Source organism: Arthrobacter nitrophenolicus, assembly GCF_000332815.1.
In the GTDB taxonomy this organism is placed as follows: domain Bacteria; phylum Actinomycetota; class Actinomycetes; order Actinomycetales; family Micrococcaceae; genus Arthrobacter; species Arthrobacter nitrophenolicus.
This window is the reverse complement of sequence record NZ_AOFD01000021.1, coordinates 40,667-60,416: the sequence shown is the minus strand read 5'-3', so window position 1 is coordinate 60,416 and position 19,750 is coordinate 40,667. Positions and strand designations below refer to the sequence as shown.

At 66.1% G+C, this 19,750-nt stretch carries 20 protein-coding genes, 1 tRNA gene and 1 pseudogene; 10 read left to right on the top strand and 12 right to left on the bottom strand.

From position 1 onward, the window contains the following. Window positions 1–12: 12 nt before the first annotated feature. Window positions 13–85 (bottom strand) — tRNA-Lys (locus G205_RS09655). 180 nt (window positions 86–265) lie between these two features. Here G205_RS09655 and G205_RS09650 point away from each other — a divergent pair. The 4 genes from G205_RS09650 (at window position 266) to G205_RS09635 (ending at window position 3,494) form a co-directional block, all read left to right on the top strand. Next, on the top strand, window positions 266–925 hold the full coding sequence (locus G205_RS09650) for a hypothetical protein (protein ID WP_009357835.1): 660 nt from the start codon (window positions 266–268) through the stop codon (window positions 923–925). Between the two features lie 351 nt (window positions 926–1,276). Further along, complete coding sequence (locus tag G205_RS09645; protein ID WP_009357834.1) at window positions 1,277–1,894, top strand: DUF47 domain-containing protein; 618 nt, start codon at window positions 1,277–1,279, stop codon at window positions 1,892–1,894. Between the two features lies 1 nt (window position 1,895). Then, window positions 1,896–2,909, top strand: coding sequence for an inorganic phosphate transporter (locus G205_RS09640; RefSeq protein WP_009357833.1), 1,014 nt, complete (start codon window positions 1,896–1,898; stop codon window positions 2,907–2,909). 177 nt (window positions 2,910–3,086) lie between these two features. Then, entirely contained in the window at window positions 3,087–3,494 is a 408-nt protein-coding gene (locus G205_RS09635; RefSeq protein WP_009357832.1) for a hypothetical protein, read from the top strand. Between the two features lie 23 nt (window positions 3,495–3,517). Here the strand turns inward: G205_RS09635 and G205_RS09630 are convergent, their stop codons facing one another. From G205_RS09630 to pstS, 5 genes are all read right to left on the bottom strand, one after another. Further along, complete coding sequence (locus G205_RS09630) at window positions 3,518–3,895, bottom strand: hypothetical protein (protein ID WP_009357831.1); 378 nt, start codon at window positions 3,893–3,895, stop codon at window positions 3,518–3,520. Window positions 3,896–4,031: 136 nt separating this feature from the next. After that, complete coding sequence (gene pstB / locus G205_RS09625) at window positions 4,032–4,811, bottom strand: phosphate ABC transporter ATP-binding protein PstB (RefSeq protein ID WP_009357830.1); 780 nt, start codon at window positions 4,809–4,811, stop codon at window positions 4,032–4,034. A gap of 81 nt (window positions 4,812–4,892) precedes the next feature. Next, window positions 4,893–6,005, bottom strand: coding sequence for a phosphate ABC transporter permease PstA (gene pstA, locus G205_RS09620; RefSeq protein ID WP_009357829.1), 1,113 nt, complete (start codon window positions 6,003–6,005; stop codon window positions 4,893–4,895). Next, entirely contained in the window at window positions 6,006–6,938 is a 933-nt protein-coding gene (gene pstC / locus G205_RS09615) for a phosphate ABC transporter permease subunit PstC (protein ID WP_009357828.1), read from the bottom strand. A 106-nt stretch (window positions 6,939–7,044) separates the two neighbouring features. Next, the gene (pstS, locus tag G205_RS09610) at window positions 7,045–8,163 is read right to left on the bottom strand and encodes a phosphate ABC transporter substrate-binding protein PstS (protein ID WP_009357827.1); all 1,119 of its coding nucleotides are present in this window, start codon (window positions 8,161–8,163) and stop codon (window positions 7,045–7,047) included. A 254-nt stretch (window positions 8,164–8,417) separates the two neighbouring features. Between pstS and G205_RS09605 the strand changes: the two are divergent. The 4 genes and pseudogenes from G205_RS09605 to G205_RS09590 all read left to right on the top strand — a co-directional run bounded on the left by G205_RS09605 (window position 8,418) and on the right by G205_RS09590 (window position 13,868). Then, window positions 8,418–9,544: pseudogene (locus G205_RS09605) on the top strand (FUSC family protein). 89 nt (window positions 9,545–9,633) lie between these two features. Beyond that, window positions 9,634–11,007 (top strand): DNA repair protein RadA, encoded by a 1,374-nt coding sequence (radA, locus tag G205_RS09600; protein ID WP_009357825.1) that lies wholly within the window; start codon window positions 9,634–9,636, stop codon window positions 11,005–11,007. A gap of 180 nt (window positions 11,008–11,187) precedes the next feature. Beyond that, the gene (locus G205_RS09595) at window positions 11,188–12,873 is read left to right on the top strand and encodes a sensor histidine kinase (RefSeq protein ID WP_009357824.1); all 1,686 of its coding nucleotides are present in this window, start codon (window positions 11,188–11,190) and stop codon (window positions 12,871–12,873) included. Between the two features lie 32 nt (window positions 12,874–12,905). After that, window positions 12,906–13,868 carry an adenosine deaminase gene (locus G205_RS09590; protein WP_235046846.1) on the top strand — a complete coding sequence of 321 codons (963 nt, stop codon included), beginning with the start codon at window positions 12,906–12,908 and terminating at the stop codon, window positions 13,866–13,868. Window positions 13,869–13,910: 42 nt separating this feature from the next. Here the strand turns inward: G205_RS09590 and G205_RS09585 are convergent, their stop codons facing one another. After that, window positions 13,911–14,180 (bottom strand): hypothetical protein, encoded by a 270-nt coding sequence (locus tag G205_RS09585; RefSeq protein ID WP_009357822.1) that lies wholly within the window; start codon window positions 14,178–14,180, stop codon window positions 13,911–13,913. A 116-nt stretch (window positions 14,181–14,296) separates the two neighbouring features. Between G205_RS09585 and G205_RS09580 the strand changes: the two genes are divergently transcribed. Next, window positions 14,297–14,776, top strand: a complete 480-nt coding sequence (locus tag G205_RS09580) for an NUDIX hydrolase (protein WP_009357821.1) — start codon at window positions 14,297–14,299, stop codon at window positions 14,774–14,776. A gap of 53 nt (window positions 14,777–14,829) precedes the next feature. Here G205_RS09580 and G205_RS09575 read toward each other — a convergent pair whose 3' ends face one another. From G205_RS09575 to G205_RS09555, 5 genes are all read right to left on the bottom strand, one after another. After that, on the bottom strand, window positions 14,830–15,093 hold the full coding sequence (locus tag G205_RS09575; protein ID WP_009357820.1) for a hypothetical protein: 264 nt from the start codon (window positions 15,091–15,093) through the stop codon (window positions 14,830–14,832). A gap of 21 nt (window positions 15,094–15,114) precedes the next feature. Next, window positions 15,115–15,519: a universal stress protein gene (locus G205_RS09570; RefSeq protein WP_009357819.1), complete on the bottom strand. Its 405-nt coding sequence runs from the start codon at window positions 15,517–15,519 to the stop codon at window positions 15,115–15,117. Continuing rightward, window positions 15,516–17,048: a tripartite tricarboxylate transporter permease gene (locus G205_RS09565; protein WP_009357818.1), complete on the bottom strand. Its 1,533-nt coding sequence runs from the start codon at window positions 17,046–17,048 to the stop codon at window positions 15,516–15,518. The genes G205_RS09570 and G205_RS09565 overlap by 4 nt, the downstream gene beginning before the upstream one ends. Window positions 17,049–17,057: 9 nt before the next feature. After that, window positions 17,058–17,459: a tripartite tricarboxylate transporter TctB family protein gene (locus tag G205_RS09560; protein ID WP_009357817.1), complete on the bottom strand. Its 402-nt coding sequence runs from the start codon at window positions 17,457–17,459 to the stop codon at window positions 17,058–17,060. A gap of 187 nt (window positions 17,460–17,646) precedes the next feature. Further along, complete coding sequence (locus G205_RS09555; protein WP_009357816.1) at window positions 17,647–18,648, bottom strand: Bug family tripartite tricarboxylate transporter substrate binding protein; 1,002 nt, start codon at window positions 18,646–18,648, stop codon at window positions 17,647–17,649. Between the two features lie 139 nt (window positions 18,649–18,787). Here G205_RS09555 and G205_RS09550 point away from each other — a divergent pair, with 139 nt between their 5' ends. Beyond that, window positions 18,788–19,675 carry a LysR family transcriptional regulator gene (locus tag G205_RS09550; RefSeq protein ID WP_009357815.1) on the top strand — a complete coding sequence of 296 codons (888 nt, stop codon included), beginning with the start codon at window positions 18,788–18,790 and terminating at the stop codon, window positions 19,673–19,675. The last annotated feature ends 75 nt before the right edge of the window (window positions 19,676–19,750 follow it).

Here is a 19,750-nt window from a genome sequence, read left to right as displayed (position 1 = left end):
CTGCTGTGCGGGTGGGCCCTGTGGGGCTCGAACCCACGACCCACGGATTAAAAGTCCGATGCTCTACCAACTGAGCTAAAGGCCCCTGCCGGCCGGTCCAACATAGAAATGTTGCACCTGTCCGGCCCCAATCCATTTCTGGACGTTAAATACTCTAGCGCATGGTTGCGGCGGCTTCGCACGCCCGCCGGGCCGCGCCGTCGGGCCTTTTCCGAAGGGTGCGGGGGCGCTCGTATCCGGCACGGCACAGGAGTAGCGTGGGGGCATGAGTGAGCAAGCAGGACCCAGTAAGTACGGTGGCGCGCCCCGGCACCACAAGCCCAAACCCTTCGCTCCCATCGACTTTGAGCCTTTCGCCGGCGGCGCAGATCCCGCCCGGGTCTCCGAGGCCGCCCACCTTGCCGCCCAGGCGCTGGTCCGCCATGGCCGTGACAGCGATGACCCCGTGGTTACCCAGCGGCTGGTCAAGCTCGCCGATGAACAGGGCCTGGAGGCCATCGCCGAGATGTGGGCCGAAAGCCCGGCCCGTTCGCTTCCGGGTGCGCTGTGGCGGCTCTACGCGCTGCGGGCGGCCACGGTCCAGGACCCCGAGCGGATTTCCGTGTACTTCCGGGCGGGCAGGGACACGGCCCAGGTCTCCAACGTGGTCGCCGGCGCGGCCGAGCCTCCCGGCGCCGAAGAGATGACAGCCATGGCCGACGCCATCCTTTCCGGCGCGTTCGACGGCGAGTTCGACGTCGCGCTGGAACGGTCCGCGGCCTTCTGCCGCGTGGTGGCACTCGGCCAGGCGACCATCGCCGACGGTGCCGAACACGCCAACGAGGCGCACGCGAGCAAGCTGACCCGCAATTCGCACCAGCTGGTCAAGACTGCGGAGGACCTGGAGCATGCCGCCAACGCGTGGCGGCTGGGCGAGCTGGACTGAACCTGCCGTTGCACCTCTCCCCCGACCTTCCGGGCTGCCAGCCGACCGTTCGGGCCGTACTGCCTACCAGGCCCCAGCTGTCAAGATTGACTTGGGAGCGGCATCGTAGAACACTGAAACTGGTGTCGAACCGCGAAACCCCCGGGCTTCAAAACTCAGCCGCCTAGAGCGGCCTACCGCCGAGAGGCGTATCCGGTTCGGCACCATTTTTCTGCCCTTTTCCCGTTTTCTTCCTGTTTTCCCATTTCAAGGGTGCAGTTACGGCCCGGTAGAGTTAGCGTCAGTTGCCTGCCGGGGTCAAGTCACACGGCGGCAATCCCCGCCCTGTACTTTCCCCGGAAACGGAACCACGTGAAGCTGCGCCTTTTTCCCCAGGAGCCCGCCGGGCTGAACCTTCTCTCGCAGATGGCGCAGCAGATTGTGCTGGCCGGGGGCACGCTGGCCGAGATCCTCGGCGTCCCCGCTGCCGAGCATTCCAGGCTGGTCGAGGACATGCACAACCACGACGCCAAGTGCTCCGAACTGCAGTTCGCGCTCCTCACCCACATGCGCACCAGCTTCGTAAACCCCCTCCCGCGCGAGGACATGTACGCACTCTCCCGCTACCTCAATGAAGCGATGGAAAAGATGGACGCCGCCGCTGAGCTGGTGGCGCTGTACAAACTGGACCGGCTGCCCCGGCGCGCCGCGGACCAGCTGGAGATCATCAGCAGGCAGGCCGAGCTGACCGTGGACGCCATGCGCCGGCTGGACAACCTGGACGACCTCGAGGACTACTGGATAGAGATCCTCCGCCTGGCCAAGCGGGCCGAAAGGACCCACCGCCTGTGGGTGGCGGACATGATCACGGACATGAAATGGGCGCAGTACTCCCGCAACCGGGACGTCGCCAACCAGCTGGTGGAGGTCACCAAGGATATGCGGCGGATCGCCACGCAGGTGGGCAGCATCATCGTCAAGGAATCCTGAGATGGTGGAGGCCATCTTCGGCGCGGTGGTCCTGCTGACCGCCGTGTTTGCCTTCCTCAACGGCTTCCGGGATGTCTCGAACGCCGTCGCACTTGCTACCCGCACCCGGGCATTGACCCCCAGTGTGGCTGTGCTGCTGGCAGCCTTCTTCAACTTCATTGGCGCCCTGCTGAGCGCAACCCTTGCTGTTGCGGTCAGCCAGCGCTGGATCACGCTGCCGCCGGGAACGGACGGCCTGAGCATCCTGGTTGCGGGGCTGGCCAGCGCTTCCGCCTGGGGGCTGCTGATGTGGTGGCGCGGCATTCCCGCGTCCTCCACCCATGCCCTGGTGGGCGGCCTTGCGGGCGCCGGGCTGGCCAGCCTCGCCGTGGGCGGGACAGGCGTGGGCGGCGTGGACCAGTCGCTGCTGTTCCAGGTGGTCCTCCCCCTGGTCCTGTCCCCGCTGGTGGCCTACAGCGGGGCGTTCCTGATGGTGTTTCCGGCCACGTGGGCGGCGCGGTACACCCAGCCCAATGTGGTGAACCAGCGGTTCCGCCGGAGCCAGGCCATTGCCGCCGGCGCCGTGGCCTTCGGCCACGGGCTGCAGGACGGACAGCGGGTCAGCGCGGTGCTGCTGCTTGCCCTGCTGGCCGCCGGCTATACCGACGGCGGGACCATCCCTTTGTGGGTTGCACTGGTGTCTGCGGTGATGATTACGGCCGGCACCCTGGGCGGCGGGTGGCGGATCTCGCACACCATCGGCTACAAGGTCACACGCATTGATCCGCTGCGCGGCTCAACAGCCCAGATCTGGAGTTCGGTCATGCTGTTCGTGGGCGCCATCGCCCTGCATTGGCCGCTGTCCACCACCCACACCGTTACTTCGGCGGTCCTGGGCGCGGGCGAGAACCAGCACTTTTCGGTGACCAACCGGAAGCTGGTCATCCGGATCCTGGGGCTCTGGGCCCTGACTCCCGCCGCCACGGCCGCCGCCGCCTTCGTGCTGGCACTGGCGATGTCGCCGCTGGCCGGCTGAGGGGCTTCCCCGCGGCAACGCAGCCCTGTACAGCCCGGCGCGGGTGACGTAAATTCGACAGTACGTCCACCGGCTCTGCCGGGGACAGCCGCCCGCCGGCGCGTGCAGGCCCCGCGGGCGTTCGCCGCTGCAGCCTATCGGCGGCCTGGATGCACATCGCGGAAAAGAGCAGGCATCATGCCCATTCCGGATTCGCGCCGCCCTGCGCCCCAGCCGCGGCAACTCCAATGCGAGACCTGCGGAACCGAACACCAGCTCACCATCCATGCCATCACGGCAATAGGGGTGGCGGGCGGTGACCTTGTCACGGTCTCCTACACGTGCAACGACTGCAGCCTGTTCCAGGAACACCTTGCCTATGCGTCAGATGTCGCGGCCGCCCTGCACCAGGTGCGCTGGATGGCGCAGGTGATCATGTTCGGAGATGACTACATCCATTGCGGTTTCCCCATGGAGGAGGCCGAGTTCGAGATTGAGCGGCTGTGCTACCAGAGCAGCAACAGCGGAACCGGCCTCAGCGCCGTATGCCTGCCCACCCGGGTCCTGCGCTGCCGCTGCGGCTTCCAGCTGGAAGTTCCGGAATAGCCCCGGGACGTCCGCTGCACGCGCTATAGGGCTGCCGGAAAGGCGGGCGGCAGTTCTTCGAGGGCCTCCGCCAGTTCCTCGGCAGTCAGGTTGGCAGCCTTGCACAGCTGGTCCTGCCCGACGCCGGCGCCCGCAGCCTCCCGCACGGCCTGCATCAGTGCCCCCTGCGCGGCATCCAGCTCCCACTGCATGCTCTCAAGGTAGGAGCTGGTGCGCCAAACAGCTGCCAGCAGATCACTGTCCCCCGAGTCCGCAGCTTCCACCGCCACCTGCTCGGAAGCCGTATCCGGCAGCACGGACAGGCCACGGGCGAAGGGGTCCACCGGCTGGGAGGCGAAGGAAGGGCCGTGGCCGGAGCCGTGAAGCTGGTGGCTCCTGGGGTTGCTGGCAATCTGCGTCATGGCAAAACTCCTAAGCGTGCTTATTACTAGCCCTGAAAGTATCTAGTTCAGCGTACTAAATACTTCCGTTGCTGGCTAGCGCATTCTGGGATGCCAGCCTGGCAGCGCTGGCCCGCAGGCCAGCGAGGTCCGCGGGTTATCCGAAGCGGCCGGAGACGTAGTCCTCGGTGGCCTTCTGGGTGGGGTTGCTGAAGATGGTGTGGGTATCCCCCACCTCAATCAGTTTGCCGGGCTTGCCGGTGCCGGCGATGTTGAAGAACGCAGTCCTGTCCGAGACGCGGGCGGCCTGCTGCATGTTGTGCGTCACGATCACCACGGTGTACTGGTCCTTGAGCTCGTTGATGAGGTCCTCAATGGCCAGGGTGGAGATCGGGTCCAGGGCGGAGCACGGCTCGTCCATGAGGATCACCTGCGGCTCCACGGCGATGGCGCGGGCAATGCAGAGGCGCTGCTGCTGGCCACCGGACAGGCCTGAGCCGGGCTTCTCGAGGCGGTCCTTGACCTCGTTCCACAGGTTGGCGCCCTTCAGGGAGCGTTCCACGAGGACGTCAGCCTCACCCTTGGAGATCTTCTTGTTGTTCAGCTTCACCCCGGCCAGCACGTTGTCGCGGATGGACATGGTGGGGAACGGGTTGGGGCGCTGGAACACCATGCCGATCTGTGAACGCACCGTGACCGGGTCGACGCCGGGGCCATACAGGTTGTCGCCGTCGAGCAGGACCTCACCCTCCACGCGGGCGCCGGGAAGGACCTCATGCATGCGGTTCAGGGTCCGCAGGAAGGTGGACTTGCCGCAGCCGGACGGGCCGATGAAAGCGGTGACGGACTTGGCCTCGATGTTGATGGTGACGTCCTCCACGGCGAGGAAATCGCCGTAGTACACGTTCAGGTCCTTGACGTCGATGCGCTTAGACATGGTGTTCCTTCACTTGCTGGGTATGTAATGAGTCTAGGTTTCCGCCCGCCGGGGCGGTAGGGACAGTCCCTGAAGCGTGCGTCAGCGGCCGGTCTTGGGCGCGAAGACGCGGGCGATGAGCCGTGCCGCCAGGTTGAGTATCATCACCAGGATGATCAGCACCAGGGCCGCGCCCCACGCGCGCTGGGAAGACGGATCCGGGTTGGCCGGCGATGTGGGGTTCAGGATCTGGGTGTAGATGAACGTGGGCAGCGAAGCCATCCAGCCGCCGAAAACGTTCGAGTTGATGCTGGTGGCGAAGCCCGCGGTGACCAGGATCGGGGCGGTCTCGCCGATGACCCGGGCGATGGCCAGGGTGACGCCGGAGGCAATGCCGGAGATCGCCGTCGGGATGACCACCTTGAGGATGGTGCGCCACTTGCGGACGCCCAGGGCGTAGGCCGCTTCGCGCAGCTCGTTGGGGACGATCTTCAGCATTTCCTCGCTGGAGCGGACCACCACGGGGATCATCAGCACCGACAGGGCGACGGCCGCCACTGCACCGGTCTTGGTGCCCGGGCCCACAATGGCGAAGAAGAAGGCCGCGGCGAACAGGCCCGCCACGATGGACGGGATGCCGGTCATGACGTCCACGAAGAAGGTGATGGCCCTGGCAAGGCGGCCGTCATTGCCGTATTCCACCAGGTAGATGGCGGTGAGCAGGCCGACAGGAACGGAGATGAGGGTTGCCAGCAGGGTGATCTGCACGGTACCCAGCAGCGCGTGGTAGATGCCGCCCACCACCGGGGCACCCTCCTCCACCGCCTTGTTGTCGTAGACGCCGGTGACGCCGTTCATCGAGGTGCTGAGGAAGCCGGGGGTCAACAGGCCGGGAACGCCGTTGACCAGGACGGTCCAGATCACCGAAACCAACGGAAGCAGCGCCACCAGGAAGGACCCGACCACCAGGCAGGTGGCCAGCTTGTCCTTGGCTTTGCGGGATCCTTCCACGGCGGCACTCCAGGACACCAGCCCGATAGCGAACAGGAGCGCCGAAACGATGCCCCAGCCGAAGGCGTTGAAACCAAGCAGGGCCAGGATGGCCGCGCCGACGATGAGCGCGCCGGCCAGGACCACGTAGGGGGCGTACTTGGGCAGCTGGCCCTTGGTGAGTGCGGAGCGCTTGCTGCGAACCGGGGTAAGCGTGGAGGTCATTTAGTTGGCTCCCGAAAATTCTTTGTGCCGGCTGATGATCCAGCGGGCGATCATGTTCACGGCCAGGGTGATGATGAACAGCACCAGGCCGGCGGCGATCAGGGTGCTGACCTTGAGGCCGCTTGCCTCGGGGAAGTTCAGGGCGATCTCCGCGGCGATGGTCTGGTTGCCGGACTGGATCAGGCTGGCGGTCAGGGCGCCGGAGGAGAGCACCAGGGCCACTGCCATGGTCTCGCCGAGTGCACGTCCCAGGCCGAGCATGACGGCGCTGATGATGCCCGGACGGGCGAAGGGGAACACGGACATCTTGATCATTTCCCAGCGGGTGGCCCCGAGCGCCAGCGCGGCTTCCTCGTGCAGTTTGGGGGTCTGCAGGAAGATTTCGCGGGACAGCGAGGTGATGATGGGCAGCACCATGACCGAAAGGACAATGCCTGCGGTGAGGATGGTCTTGCCCGTGGCAGAGGCCGGTCCCTGGAAGATGGGCAGCCAGCCCATGTTCGCCGCGAGCCAGTTGTAGGCCGGTGAGATTTCCTTGGCCAGGAACGCCGCACCCCAGGCGCCGTAGATCACGGACGGGATGGCGGCGAGCAGGTCCACCACGTAGCCCAGGCCGGAAGCGAGGCGGCGGGGCGCGAAGTGCGAGATGAACAGGGCGACGCCAATGGCGATCGGGGTGGCGATGACCAGGGCGATGGCAGCCGCGATGATGGTGCCGATGACGATTGGCCAGATGTAGGCGAAGAACCCTTCGCCGCCCTGGATTTCCGCGGCCGGGGCGGTCAGCGCCGGAATGGCCTGGACCACCAGGAACAGCGCCACGCCGAACAGGACGGCAAGGATGAAGCAGCCGGCGGCCAGCGCGGCGGTGGAAAAGACTTTGTCACCGGCACGGCCGGCGCCCTGGGTGCTGGTCAGGGAGGTGGCGGTCATTCGACGGCCCTTCGATCGTTAACTGACACTGAATAATGGTGCGTCCAAACCGAAGTTCCCCGCACTGCCTTTCGGCAGGCGGGGAACCCGGTTTTTGGCGCGTTGATTAGGACTTGACCTTGATGGACTCGATGGCCTTGGTGGCCTTCTCGGCCAGCTCGGAAGAGAGCGGGGCGGACTTCGCGGAATCAGCGGCGGCCTGCTGGCCCTCCTCGGAGACTACGTAGCTTTCGAATGCCTTGACCAGGTCAACGGTCTCCTGGCTGTCGTAGGTGGAGCAGACAGCGTGGAAGGAAACGAGCACGATCGGGTAAGCGCCCTCTGCGGTGGTCTTGCGGTCCAGCTTGATGGACAGGTCGTTGGCGGAGCGGCCTTCCACCGGTGAGCCTGCGTCCACAGCCTTGGCGGCTGCCTCGGCGGAGATGGTGGTGAAGGATTCGCCCACCTTGATCTGGGCAACGCCAAGGTCGCCGCCGACGGCGGAATCGTCAGCGTAGGTCACGGCACCCGGGGTGTCGGTGACGGTCTTCACCACGCCGGAGGTGCCCTTGGCGTTCTCACCCTGGAGGCTGGCGGGCCAGACGCCGGAGGACTTGTCAGTCCATACCTCGGGGGCAGCCGCGGCAAGATAGTCGGTGAAGTTGCTGGTGGTGCCGGAGTCATCCGACCGGTTTACCGGAGTGACCTTCAGGTCGGGCAGCTCGACGCCCTCGTTCAGGGCGGCGATCGCGGGATCGTTCCACTTGGCGATCTCGCCGCGGAAGATCTTGGCCACCGTGGCAGCGTCAAGCTTCAGCTCGCTGATGCCGGGAAGGTTGAATGCAACAGCAATCGGGGAGATGTAGACGGGAATGTTGATTGCACCGTCCGGTCCGCAGATCTCCTTGGAGCTCTCGTATTCGTCATCCTTCAGGTAGGCGTCCGTACCTGCGAACTGCGCGGAACCATCCAGGAGGGCCTTGCGGCCGGCGCCGGAGCCGTCCGGGGAGTACTGCACGGTGGCCCCGGGGTTGGCCGCAGCGAATTCGGTCTTCCAGGCGTCCATGGCCGCGCCCTGCGCGGAGGAGCCGATGCCGGTCAGTGTGCCGGTGACCTTGGTGCCCGAGGTCTGGCCACCTGCGGGAGCGGTGCCAGTGGCGTTGTCTGAACCGCAGGAGGTGAGCGCGAGTGCGCCGGCTGCGATAACAGCGATAGCCGCGTGGCGGCCGATGCGGAGTGCCTTCACTTAGATGTACCCCTTCCAGGGTTATTCAGTGCGGGACAGGGACGGAGAACCCTGCAGCGCGATGCGTACGTTGTGTACCTTCATCGAAGTTAAGGGCCGCAGGTAACGGGATGCCCTGCCCAAGGTGAACGGAACATTAACGGCGACGGGATTTTCGCTGACAACTGCCGGGTTCCCATTGCGCAGATCACATCTGCAGTCGTAGGGGGCCGGGTGCAAATTAAAGGCCGCGGGCAGCAAATAGACTGGACGGCATGGCCCCCGCAGCAGGACTCTCAGCAGGCAGGCGGTTCCTGCGCGGCAGGGTCCGCACCGGGCTGATCCGCAGCCGCAATTCGCTGGTTCCGGCCATCCAGATGACAGTGTGCGCGGTAGGTGCCTATGCCTTTGCCGAGTACGTGCTGGGGCATTCGGGCCCGCTGTTCGCCGCCACCTCCTCGCTGATTGCCCTGGGCTTCTCGCGCGAGCCGCGGCTGCGGCGGGTGCTGGAGGTGGGCCTGGGCTGCACTATCGGCATCGCGGTGGGTGACCTGCTCCTGCACTGGCTGGGCGGCGGGATCTGGCAGGCCGCCGTCGTCCTTTTGTTCTCCATCCTGCTGGCGCGATTCCTGGACAGCGGCAATATTTTCACCACGCAGCTGGCGCTGCAGTCGTTGCTGGTGGTGCTGCTGCCGGCGCCGTCCGGCGGGCCGTTCACCAGGAGCATCGATGCCGTCATCGGGGGCCTGTTCGCCCTGCTGGTGACCATCGTGGCGCCCAAGGACCCGCGCCGGGAGCCGCGCAAGGACGTCCGGAAGCTGCTGCATGAGCTTGCGGAGGTGCTGCGTGAATGCGCCGAGGCGCTGGTGGACAGTGATTCCACCCGGGCGTGGCACGCGCTGGTCCGGGGCCGGAACTGCCAGCCGCTGGTTGACGGTATGCGGCATTCCCTGCGGGCCTCGGGCGAGGTGGCGAGGCTGGCCCCTGCGTACCGCCGGCACCGGATGAACTTGACCAGTTGCAGCAGTCACTGGACTTCATTGACCTCGCCCTCCGCAACAGCAGGGTGTTTGCGCGGCGGCTCACCAGCGCCATCAACCACGCGGCGCTGTCAGACGAGGCGACCGAAAACATTGCGGAGGTGCTTCAGGAGACCGCTGCCGCGATTGACGAGCTGTCGCTGGGGCTGGCGGAAACGCACGACGGCGTCCGCCGCGCCCACCTGCGCACGGCCCGCCGGGAGCTCAGCGAAATTGCGCTGCGGCTGCATCCGAAGCTCCTGGAAGTCCAGCGCCTGGAGGGCGAAACGGTGGTGATGCTGTACCGGCCGCTGATGGTGGACCTTCTGGAGGCTACCGGCATGGACGCCCGCGAGGCCAGGGACATCCTGCCTGCCCTCTGACGCGCCCCTACCTGGCCCGCCCCTTTGGTTTAGCCACTCGCGCCCGGAGCTGGCGGGTAATGTCAGTGGCCGCCTTTAGGGTTGAACGCATGGCAACAAAGACTTCCCGGGCGTCCAAGGCGCCCGGCTACAAATGCGCTGAGTGCGGCTGGACCACCGTTAAGTGGGTGGGACGCTGCGGCGAGTGCCAGGCGTGGGGCACCGTTGAGGAGACCGGCACCGCCGTGGCGCGTACGACGGCGGCCACAACAGTTGTCGAACCCGCGCGGCCCATTGCCGAGGTTGATGCCACCACGGCTGCCTTCATGCCCACCGGGATGGATGAGCTGGACCGGGTACTCGGCGGCGGACTGGTACCCGGCGCCGTCATCCTGTTGGCCGGCGAACCCGGCGTAGGCAAGTCGACCCTGCTGCTCGATGTCGCGGCCAAGTTCGCCCGGACAGCCCAGGACGTCCTCTATGTCACCGGCGAAGAATCCGCTGCGCAGGTGAAACTCCGTGCCGAACGGATCGACGCCGTCGCCGAATCCCTGTACCTCTCCGCGGAAACGGACCTCGGCCAGGCACTGGGCCAGGTGGAGAAGATCGAACCGCGGCTCCTGATCGTGGATTCGGTGCAGACCCTCAGCAGCGCGGACGTGGACGGCAGTGCTGGCGGCGTGTCCCAGGTCCGGGAAGTGGCGGCATCGATTATTGCCGCCGCCAAGCGCCGCAACATGACCACGCTGCTGGTGGGCCATGTGACCAAGGACGGTTCCATCGCCGGGCCCCGGCTGCTGGAGCACCTGGTGGATGTGGTGTGCCAGTTCGAGGGCGAACGGCACTCCCGGCTGCGGCTGCTCCGCGCGGTCAAGAACCGGTACGGGCCCACTGATGACGTCGGCTGCTTCGACCTGAACGAGAACGGTATTGAAGGCCTTGCCGATCCCAGCGGGCTCTTTGTCAGCCGCACCAAGGACCCGGTCTCCGGCACCTGCATCACCGTCACCATGGAGGGCCGCCGTCCGCTGCTCGCGGAGGTGCAGTCGCTGCTCGCCGAAAGCCCCAACTCGCAGCCGCGCCGGGCCACCAGCGGGCTGGACAGCTCCCGCGTATCCATGCTGCTGGCCGTGCTGCAGCAGCGCGCCGGAACCCTGCTGCACAAGGACGACTCCTACGTGGCCACCGTGGGCGGGGTGAAGCTCAGCGAGCCCGCCACCGACCTCGCCGTTGCCCTGGCCGTCGCATCAGCAAAAGCACGCAAACCCCTGCCGGTCCGCCTCATTGCGTTTGGCGAGGTGGGGCTCGCGGGCGAGGTCCGGCCCGTGCCCGGCATCAACCAGCGCATCCAGGAGGCGCACCGGCTGGGGTTCACCCACGCGGTGGTCCCGGCCAGCCATACAGGTCCGGGTCCCGTGCCGGCAGGCTTCTCGGTGCGCGAAGTGTCCCACCTGACGGAGGCACTCAGTCTCCTGATCGGGTAGGCCCTCGCCTTCGCCCGGCCCTGTTCTCCACTGCTTCTGCCTTGCGCGGAGCAGCGACGCCCTGCGCGCTGTCCAGGACACAAAGCAATTCCTTGTTCACCGCACGCCGGTTCGCGGGTAGCCTGAGGAAAAGTGCCTTCATGCAGACGGGGGTTTCTGTCTTTGCGCTGGGGGGCGGAAATGAAACAAGCCGGGGAAGCCACTGTCAACGCGGCCGGGCAAGGCACTGCTGCCGCGCCGCCGGACCTGCCTGTTACAGGCCAGTTCGACGGATTGTTCGGCGGGCTTGGCGTCCGCAGCCGAATGGTGCTGAGCCAACTGCCGCTTACCGTGACCGTCGTCTTGGTGGTGGTGGCCGCCGCGGTCTTCAACCCCTCGGCCCTGGATAACAGGCAGTTCCAGCTGGCTTTGCTTGCGCATGCTGCGCTCTTTGCCGCCTGCCTGGCGCTGCCGTGGAACAGGCTGCGTACCGAAGCTTTTGCGGTGATAGCCGTTCTGGACTGCCTGGCGATCGGGTTCACCCGTGAGGCGGGCGGCCCGCCCTTCAACGTCATGAGCCTGCTGCTTGTGTTCCCGGTGGTCTGGCTGGCAGCGCAGCCGCGCCGGTACATGGTTGTCCTGGCGATCCTTGGCACTGTGCTCAGCACGGTGGTGCCTTCCATCGTCGCCGGTTCGCCCCCCACGTCAGCGTCCATGATCCGCACCATCTTTCTGCCTCTCATCCTGTCCGCCGTCGCAGTGACCGCCCACCTGGTAGCCGGAACTATCCGCCGGCAGCGCCAACGGCTGGTGGACAAAGAGAATGCACTCGAAGTGGCACTCGCCGAAAGCGTCCGGAAGCAGCGGCTGTTGGACGCTGTCCTGGGGGCCGTTGGCATCGGTGTCTGGGTGGTGGACGGGAACGGTGGAACCGTCCTGACCAACAAGGCGCTGCAGGCGGACCCGGCGCTGGCCGCCCTTCCCGGAAATGCCGGCAACGGCCTCCTCCTGCCGGACCGCGCAACTTCCGTGCCCGCCGACGCGACGCCCGTTGCCCGCGCTGCCGCCGGCGTCGAGTTCCGCGACGAGCTGTACTGGGCGGGCGGGCCGAAGGAACAGCACGCCTACTCCGTCAGTGCCCACGGCATACCCGCCCGCGACGGGAAGGACGGCGGCGCAGTTGTCACGTTCGTTGATGTGACCACATTGATCCGCGCCCTGGCCGCCAAGGACGACTTTGTCTCAACTGTTTCCCATGAGCTGCGGACACCGCTGACGTCGATCCTGGGCTACCTCGAGCTGGTGCTGGAAGAGCCCGGCCACGAGGACATCCGGGAGGAACTCCTGGTGGTCCACCGGAATGCCGGGCACCTGCTGTCCCTGGTCAACGACCTCATAGCCGTCGCATCGGAACGGGTGGACCTGTCACTGGAAGAGGCAGACCTGGCGCAACTGGTAACCGAAGTGGTCGGAGCGGAGGCTCCCAAGGCGTCCCTGAACGGACTCCGGCTCCACCTCGATGTTGAACAGCCGCTGCCGGCCCGCTTCGACCCGGAAAGGATCCGTCAGGTTGTCCGGAACCTGCTCTCCAATGCGGTCAAGTACTCGCCGGGCGGAGGCCACATCACCGTTTGCGCGCGCAAGAGCGGCGGCAAGCTCACCTGTTCCGTTACCGATACCGGCCTTGGAATGGATGCCGACGAGCAGGAGCAGGCCTTCACCAAGTTCTTCCGCTCGGCCCGGTCGCGGGCAACGGCCATCCCCGGGGCAGGCCTGGGACTGCCGGTGAGCAAGACCATCGTGGAAGGGCACGGCGGCGCCATCAGCCTTGCCAGCGAACCCGGGGAAGGCACCACCGTAACGTTCACCCTCCCGGCGGCATCCTGACCCGCGGGCAGGATGAAGGGGATCATGGTTTCATGGCATGGCTGCACAGCCTTCGCTTCGACCCGATCCCTCCCCTGGTGGCGGGCAGGAATCCGGCCGTGCGGTATTGGGCAATCCGGGATCTTACCCACGGCTCCGTAGGGACGCCTGCAGAAGTCCTCTGGCACCTCCCGGTCCCGAGAGGGATCGTGCGGCGCCAGGGAACTGACGGGTCATGGATTTATCCGGGGAGGCGCCCCCGGGCCGGAACGGACTACAACCTCCTGGAGGCCTACCGGCAGCTCGGGTTCCTCGTGGAGATGTTCGGGCTTACAAGGGAACATCCTGCCCTCGCCGCGGCCGCCGAATTCGTGTTCTCGCACCAGTCAGCCCAGGGTGACCTGCGGGGGATCTACGGCAACCAGTATTCTCCGAACTACACCGCAGGCTTCCTGGAGTTACTCGTCAAAGCCGGGTACCCGGAGGACCCACGCGTGGAACTCGCATTCAATTGGCTCGAGGCCATGCGGCAGGACGACGGCGGCTGGGCCCTCCCACTCCGTACACGTGGAAGGAACCTGGACGCCCTTGGAGAATCGCAGACCATTTCCGCCGACCCCACGCAGCCGTTCTCACACCTCATTACAGGAGTGGTGCTCAGGGCGTACGCAGCCCATCCCCGGCACCGAACCGGCCCCTCAGCCAGGATGGCCGCTGTACTTCTGGCAGGCCGGCTCTTCGAACCGGACGCCTACCCGGATAAGGGGCGGGTCGCCGACTGGACCGAATTCAGCTTTCCCTTCTGGATGACGGACCTCGTCTCTGCCCTCGACACCATCACCATCATCCTGCCCGGCTTCACGTCGGAGAAGACAGACCATGCCCGGGACTGGCTCTCCGGACACCAGGAACCGACCGGTCTCTTCACAGGTCATCTGCTCCGGGACAGGTACCACGACCTTCAGCTCTGGTTCAGCCTCGCCGCCTGCCGGGTCTTGTCGCGGATGGCAGGATGACGTGCGCCCGGCCTCTCAATATACGGCCGGGACAGAGTGGAACTATTGGTGCCGCGGCAGCTGGTCCGGGTCGTCGCGGTGCGAATTGAAGAGCCAGCTGGACACGTCGCTGCGCAGCGCCAGCAGCGGACCGCCCGTGGCGCTGACGTTGCCGGTCGGGACGTAGTATCCCCGTCCTGAGCCGGGGCCGCCCGCAGCACGGTCCAAAGCATCCTGGAGATGCCGCGGCAAGTGGCCCTGGGGGCCCAGGCCACGGAGTTCATCAAGTTCTTCCGGCGTCAGCCGACCCAACACTTCAGCAATATTGGCCATGACGGGTCCCCTTCGAGCAGAGTGCTTGAAGGAATAACCTAAAGCAGCACCGTGAACTGCGGGTTAACACCGGACGGCGGATCCGGAACTTTTTTCGCCGCACCACTGGAGGAGATATGCCGGTACGAAGCGCAGGAATCCTGCTGTACAGAAGGGGGCAGGGCGGGACCGAGGGACTGGAGGTCTGGATCGCCCACATGGGCGGACCGTTCTGGGCCCGCAAGGACACGCACGCCTGGTCAATCCCCAAGGGCGAATACACGGATGATGAGGACCCGCTGGTGGCCGCGCTGCGTGAATTTGCGGAGGAGATGGGTACCGCGGCGCCGGACGCTGACTACCGCCATCTTGGTGATTTCAAGCAGCCCTCCGGCAAAATCATCACCGTGTTTACGGCCGAGCAGGACTTCCAGCCCGGGCAGATCACCAGCAACACCTTTCCGCTGGAATGGCCCAAGGGCTCCGGCCGGATCCAGGACTACCCCGAGGTCGACGACGCCCGCTGGTTCCCCGAGCACGAGGCCCGCCTGAAGCTGGTCAAGGGGCAGATCCCGGCGCTCGATGCACTTGCTGACCATGTCCGCCGTCGGACGTAAAAAAGCCGGTGGCCCCTGCTGGGACCACCGGCTTTCCCAGCACCGAAGCGAGGCTAGGCAGCGGCGAACTCCCGCCGCCTGGCCACCTTGGTGACTGAAACGTCGTCGCCCGAGTACACCATGGTCCGGCCGGCACCGTCGCTGCGGATCACCCAGAAGACGCTGCGGTTGGCGGCGATCATGTCAATGGTTCCGGCGAACACCGCCCCGCTGGAGGTCCGCACCTCCACGTAGTCGTCCCTGGCGAGCTTTGACCAGTCGGGTACCGGCGCGTGGGGAAGTGCCGCTGCCCGCCGGACCGGATTGTGCCTGTACATGCTGCCTCGGTCCTTCCGCTGCTAGAAGTTGCCGCCGTCGGCCTTGACCGCGAGCACCGGCCGGTCCGCCTGCATCAGGATGCGCTGGGCGTGGCTGCCCAGGATGAACTTGCCCACCTGGGTGCGGTGGCGCAGCCCGATGACGATCAGGGACGCGTTGGCCTCCCGGGCCACGTCCAGGAACTCGTCGGCGAGGTCGTGCTGGTACGGCGGCTGGATCACGCGCGCCTCCACGCCCGCATCTGCCGCGCGCCGGGCCGCCTGCTCCAGCAGGACGTCCGGGGCTACCGACTTGTCCACCAGCGCGCCCTCCCGGGCGGAATTGACGATCAGGAGGTCCTCGCTCCGCAGCCGCGCTTCGGCGATGCCTGCCGCGAGGGCCGCTTCTCCGGCAGGGGTGGGAACGAATCCAACGACGATGCTCATACCTTTTCCTTTATGTCCGGCCTGGCGGCTGTTGGGGTGGAGACGGTCCTGCGCTTGGCGATGGCGCTGCGGATGAACGGCAGCACGGCCACCAGGACGAAGACCACCAGCAGGGTGGCCGAGATGGGGCGGCCGAAGAATCCGAACGGGTCGCCGCCGAACGTCAGCAGGGAACGGCGCATGGAGCTTTCGAGGAGTTCGCCGAGGACGAAGGCGAGCACCAGCGGGCCGGGTTCGTAGCCGAACTTCTTCATCAGGTAACCCACAACGCCGAAGACCACCACGAGGGTGACATCGAACATGCTGTTGTTGATGGTGTAGGCACCGAGCAGGGTGATCAGCGCCGTGATGGGCGCCAGGATGGCAGCCCGGACGCGGAGGATCCGGACGAAGATGCCCACCAGCGGCAGGCTCATGATCAGCAGCAGGATGTTGCCGATGTACATCGAGTTCACCACGCCCCAGAACAGCTCCGGGTCTTCCTCAACGAGTCCCGGCCCGGGCGTGACGCCCTGGATCAGCAGCGCACCGAACATCAGCGCCATGGTTGCGTTGGCCGGGATGCCGAGGGTCAGCAGCGGGATGAAGGAGGAGGTGGCGGCGGCGTTGTTGGCCGTTTCCGGCCCGGCAACGCCTTCCGGCGCGCCCTTGCCGAAGCGTTCCGGCTGCTTGGCCCGTTTCTTTTCCATGGCATAGGACGCCATGGAGGCAATGGTGGCGCCGCCACCAGGGAGGATGCCCAGGAAGAAGCCGAGGACGGAGCCGCGGCCAACAGCGCCGGAGGCCTGCTTGAGGTCGCCGCGGGAGGGCCAGACGTTGGCGACTTTCGACGGCGCCTTGGCTGCACGGTGCCGTTCCTCCAGGTTGTAGAGGATCTCGCCCAGGCCGAAGATGCCCATGGCGATGGGGACGAAGTCGATGCCGTCCGCCAGCTGCAGGCTGCCGAACGTGAAGCGGCTTTCGCCGGTGAAGATGTCCCGGCCCACCGTGGCAAGCAGGAGTCCCAGTGCGGCGGCGATGAGGGCTTTGGCCTTGGCGCCGCTGCTGATGGTTGCCACCAGGAGGATGCCCAGCAGGGCGAGGGCGGTGTACTCCGGAGGCCCGAAGTCCAGGGCGAAGCCGGCCACGAGCGGGGCAAGGAAAGTGAGGCCGATGATGGCGGCCGTGCCGCCGACGAACGAGCCGATGGCGGCCAGCCCCAGGGCGGTACCGGCTTTGCCCTGCTTCGCCAGCTGGTAGCCGTCGAAGACCGTGACCACGGAGGATGCCTCGCCGGGGAGGCGGAGGAGCACGGAGGTGATGGTGCCGCCGTACTGGGCGCCGTAGAAGATGCCGGCCAGCATGATGATGGCGGTGACCGGTTCCACGCCGTAGGTCAGCGGGAGCAGGATGGCGATGGTTGCCGCCGGGCCGAGCCCGGGCAGCACGCCGATGAGCATGCCGATGACGACGCCCACCAGGCAGTAGAGCAGGTTGGTCGGCTCCAGGACAACCGCAAACCCGTTAATGACGGGGTTCAAAAAGTCCACGGCGTTCTCCTAGAAGAGGTGGGGAATGGAAGTGCGGAGCGCCAGGACGAAGATGCCGTAGAAGGCAACGACGACGAGCGCGCTGACCAGGAGCGTGGAGCGCCAGGTTTCGCCGCCCAGGAAGCGCATCCAGATGATGCAGAGCACCAGCGCGGGCAGTTCGAATCCGATCAGGGGCATGAGGGCCACCATGGCCGCGAGCGTCACCAGGCCGGTGAGGGGCGCCGTCGACATCCTGGTGAACTTTTCAGCGTCACGGTTGTGCCGGCCGATGACCAGCTGGAAGAGGCCGAGGGCCACCATGGCGCAGCTGATGAGGAAGGGCCAGAGCCCGGGCTGCGGCTTGTCCGGCGTTCCCAGCCCCATCGCGATGGAAAGGACGACGGCGGCAATCCCCACCCCGACCACCACCAGCGAGGACGCCGTGTTGGCCAGGGCCCCTGCCGCAGGTGGCTTCTCCGCTTCCCACTGGGCCGCGAGCTGTTCCGGGGTCAGGTCCTCCAGGGCTTCGCCGCTCCCGGTGCGGGGGGTGTCCCCGCCGGGGAGGCAGCGGTCCTCCCTCCCCCGGCGGGTACTGCGGGTGTTCCATTCACAGGAATCACTTATTTCCGCTCAGGCTGATGTCGTACTTCTCCACCAGCTCCTTGTACTTGGCTGCGTAGCCCTTCCATTCCTCAACAACTTCCTCGCCGGAGAGTTCCTTGGGGGTCAGCATGTTCTTCTCGTTGAACTCCTTGTAGGCGTCCGACTTGAAGGTTTCCTGGAAGGCCTCGAGGAGCTTGTCCTTGACCTCCTGCGGCGTCCCCTTGGGGGCTGCCACGGCGCGGTACTGTGCAACGGGGACGTCGTAACCGGCTTCCTTCGCAGACGGGGTATCCGGCAGGAAGCTGTTGCGGTCCTCGGAGAAGACCAGGAGCGGGGACACCTTGCCGGCTTCAATTTGCGGCATGGCCTCGCCGAGCTGGATCGTGGCGAGCTCCACCTGGTTGCCCATGACCGCGGTCAGGGCGGGCTTGCCGCTGTCGAACGGGATGTCGGTGCCGGTGACGTTGGCCTGCTTGAAGAGCACGGTCTGGGCCAGCTGGCTGCCGGTGCCCACTCCGGTGGTGCCAAAGGTGACGTTGCGGCCGGCGTCGGTGACGTCCTTGAAGCTCTTGAAGCCGGACTCGGGGCTGGCCACCAGGACGTAGTCATCCTGGGAAAGGCCGGCGATGATGTCCAGGTCGTCGATGTTGACAGCTTCATCCGGCGTCACGGCCAGCGGGGTGATGGTGATGAGGGAGGCGGTCAACAGGACCAGTTCCTGCCCGTCGGCCGGCTTGCCGGCCACTTCCTTGGTGGCCAGGGCACCGTTGGCTCCGGGCTTGTTGACTACGGGCATCGGCTGGCCGAGGGTCTTGGAAGCGCCTTCGGCGAGGGCACGGGCAATGAGGTCGGTGCTGCCGCCAGCCGCCTGGCCGACCGTGAGGTTGATGGGCCCGGACGGGTACTCTGCGGAATTGCTGGCGCCGCCGGCAACATTGCCGCACGCAGTCAGCGCCAGCAGCGTGATGGCGGACGCCGCACCCAGGACGGTGCGGCGGGAGGGGAAGTGCTTCATTGGGACTCCTTGATACTGCTCCGGACTGGCCCGGATGGCTTGTGAACCGAATCACTTCGGGCTCGCTAGGTCGAGTTTAGGGAGGAGTATGATGCCTGTCTAAGCCCAGATAAGCATCGAGTAATACCCGAAAGGCATCATGTTTACGTTTGACCAGTTGGCCGGATTCATCGCGGTGGCAGAGGAACTCCACTTCGGCAGGGCTGCGGAGCGGCTGAACATGACCCAGCCTCCACTGAGCCGGCAGATCCAGAAACTTGAGAAGGCCATCGGGACGGAACTGCTGGAACGCGACAACCGGAAGGTCCAGCTGACCCCGGCAGGCGGCGCTTTCCTGGAGGAGGCGAAACGGCTGATGGCATTGGCGGCCCGGGCCCCTGTCACTGCCAGGCGGATCGCCACCGGCCGCTCGGGTGTCCTCCGGATCGGCTTCACGGCAGCCAGCGGCTTCAGCATCCTCGGGCCGCTGCTCGAGGAGGTTGCGGAAATCATCCCGGACGTGGACGTCGACCTCCAGGAACTCGTGACCGGCGAACAGATCGAGGGGCTCCTCACCGGCCGGCTGGACCTCGGCCTGGCACGGCCGCCCTTCGACCGGGACACCTTCGACTCCCACCTGCTGTACCGGGAAGCGATGATGCTGGCAGTCCCGGAGGGGCACCGGCTTGCCCGGCTGACCCGGCCGGTGGAGGACGCGGACTTCAAGGATGAACCGCTCATCATGCACTCACCCACCAAGGCCACGTACTTCTACGACCTGGTGGTGAAGCTGCTCCCCATCCAGCACGCCAATGTGGTGCATACGGTCAGCCAGGTCCTCACCATGGTTTCGCTGGTGGCCGCCCGCCGCGGAGTCGCGTTCGTTCCGCACTCGGCCACGCTCCTGGGGCTCAAAGGCGTCGAGTTCCTCCCCATCGCAGGGATGGATACGGAACAACCCGTTGAGCTGCACGCGATCTGGAACCGCAAGTTGGAGAACCCGGCCCTGCGGCGCCTCCTGCAGGACCTGGAATTCCGCGCGGAGTAGAAGCAGGACCCAGACGGTACGATGCCGTTACGGCATCAATAGATACATAAATACACTTAGACAGGCATGATGTCC

Bases quoted from the DNA above. Each gene is read 5' to 3' on its own strand.
- G205_RS09595 (WP_009357824.1), top strand. From the start codon at position 11,188: ATGAAACAAGCCGGGGAAGCCACTGTCAACGCGGCCGGGCAAGGCACT.
- pstC (WP_009357828.1), bottom strand. From the start codon at position 6,938: ATGACCGCCACCTCCCTGACCAGCACCCAGGGCGCCGGCCGTGCCGGT.
- G205_RS09550 (WP_009357815.1), top strand. From the start codon at position 18,788: ATGTTTACGTTTGACCAGTTGGCCGGATTCATCGCGGTGGCAGAGGAA.
- G205_RS09630 (WP_009357831.1), bottom strand. From the start codon at position 3,895: ATGACGCAGATTGCCAGCAACCCCAGGAGCCACCAGCTTCACGGCTCC.
- pstA (WP_009357829.1), bottom strand. From the start codon at position 6,005: ATGACCTCCACGCTTACCCCGGTTCGCAGCAAGCGCTCCGCACTCACC.
- G205_RS09570 (WP_009357819.1), bottom strand. From the start codon at position 15,519: ATGAGCATCGTCGTTGGATTCGTTCCCACCCCTGCCGGAGAAGCGGCC.
- G205_RS09580 (WP_009357821.1), top strand. From the start codon at position 14,297: ATGCCGGTACGAAGCGCAGGAATCCTGCTGTACAGAAGGGGGCAGGGC.
- G205_RS09640 (WP_009357833.1), top strand. From the start codon at position 1,896: ATGGTGGAGGCCATCTTCGGCGCGGTGGTCCTGCTGACCGCCGTGTTT.
- G205_RS09575 (WP_009357820.1), bottom strand. From the start codon at position 15,093: ATGTACAGGCACAATCCGGTCCGGCGGGCAGCGGCACTTCCCCACGCG.
- radA (WP_009357825.1), top strand. From the start codon at position 9,634: ATGGCAACAAAGACTTCCCGGGCGTCCAAGGCGCCCGGCTACAAATGC.
- G205_RS09555 (WP_009357816.1), bottom strand. From the start codon at position 18,648: ATGAAGCACTTCCCCTCCCGCCGCACCGTCCTGGGTGCGGCGTCCGCC.
- G205_RS09650 (WP_009357835.1), top strand. From the start codon at position 266: ATGAGTGAGCAAGCAGGACCCAGTAAGTACGGTGGCGCGCCCCGGCAC.
- G205_RS09585 (WP_009357822.1), bottom strand. From the start codon at position 14,180: ATGGCCAATATTGCTGAAGTGTTGGGTCGGCTGACGCCGGAAGAACTT.
- G205_RS09590 (WP_235046846.1), top strand. From the start codon at position 12,906: ATGGCATGGCTGCACAGCCTTCGCTTCGACCCGATCCCTCCCCTGGTG.
- G205_RS09635 (WP_009357832.1), top strand. From the start codon at position 3,087: ATGCCCATTCCGGATTCGCGCCGCCCTGCGCCCCAGCCGCGGCAACTC.
- pstB (WP_009357830.1), bottom strand. From the start codon at position 4,811: ATGTCTAAGCGCATCGACGTCAAGGACCTGAACGTGTACTACGGCGAT.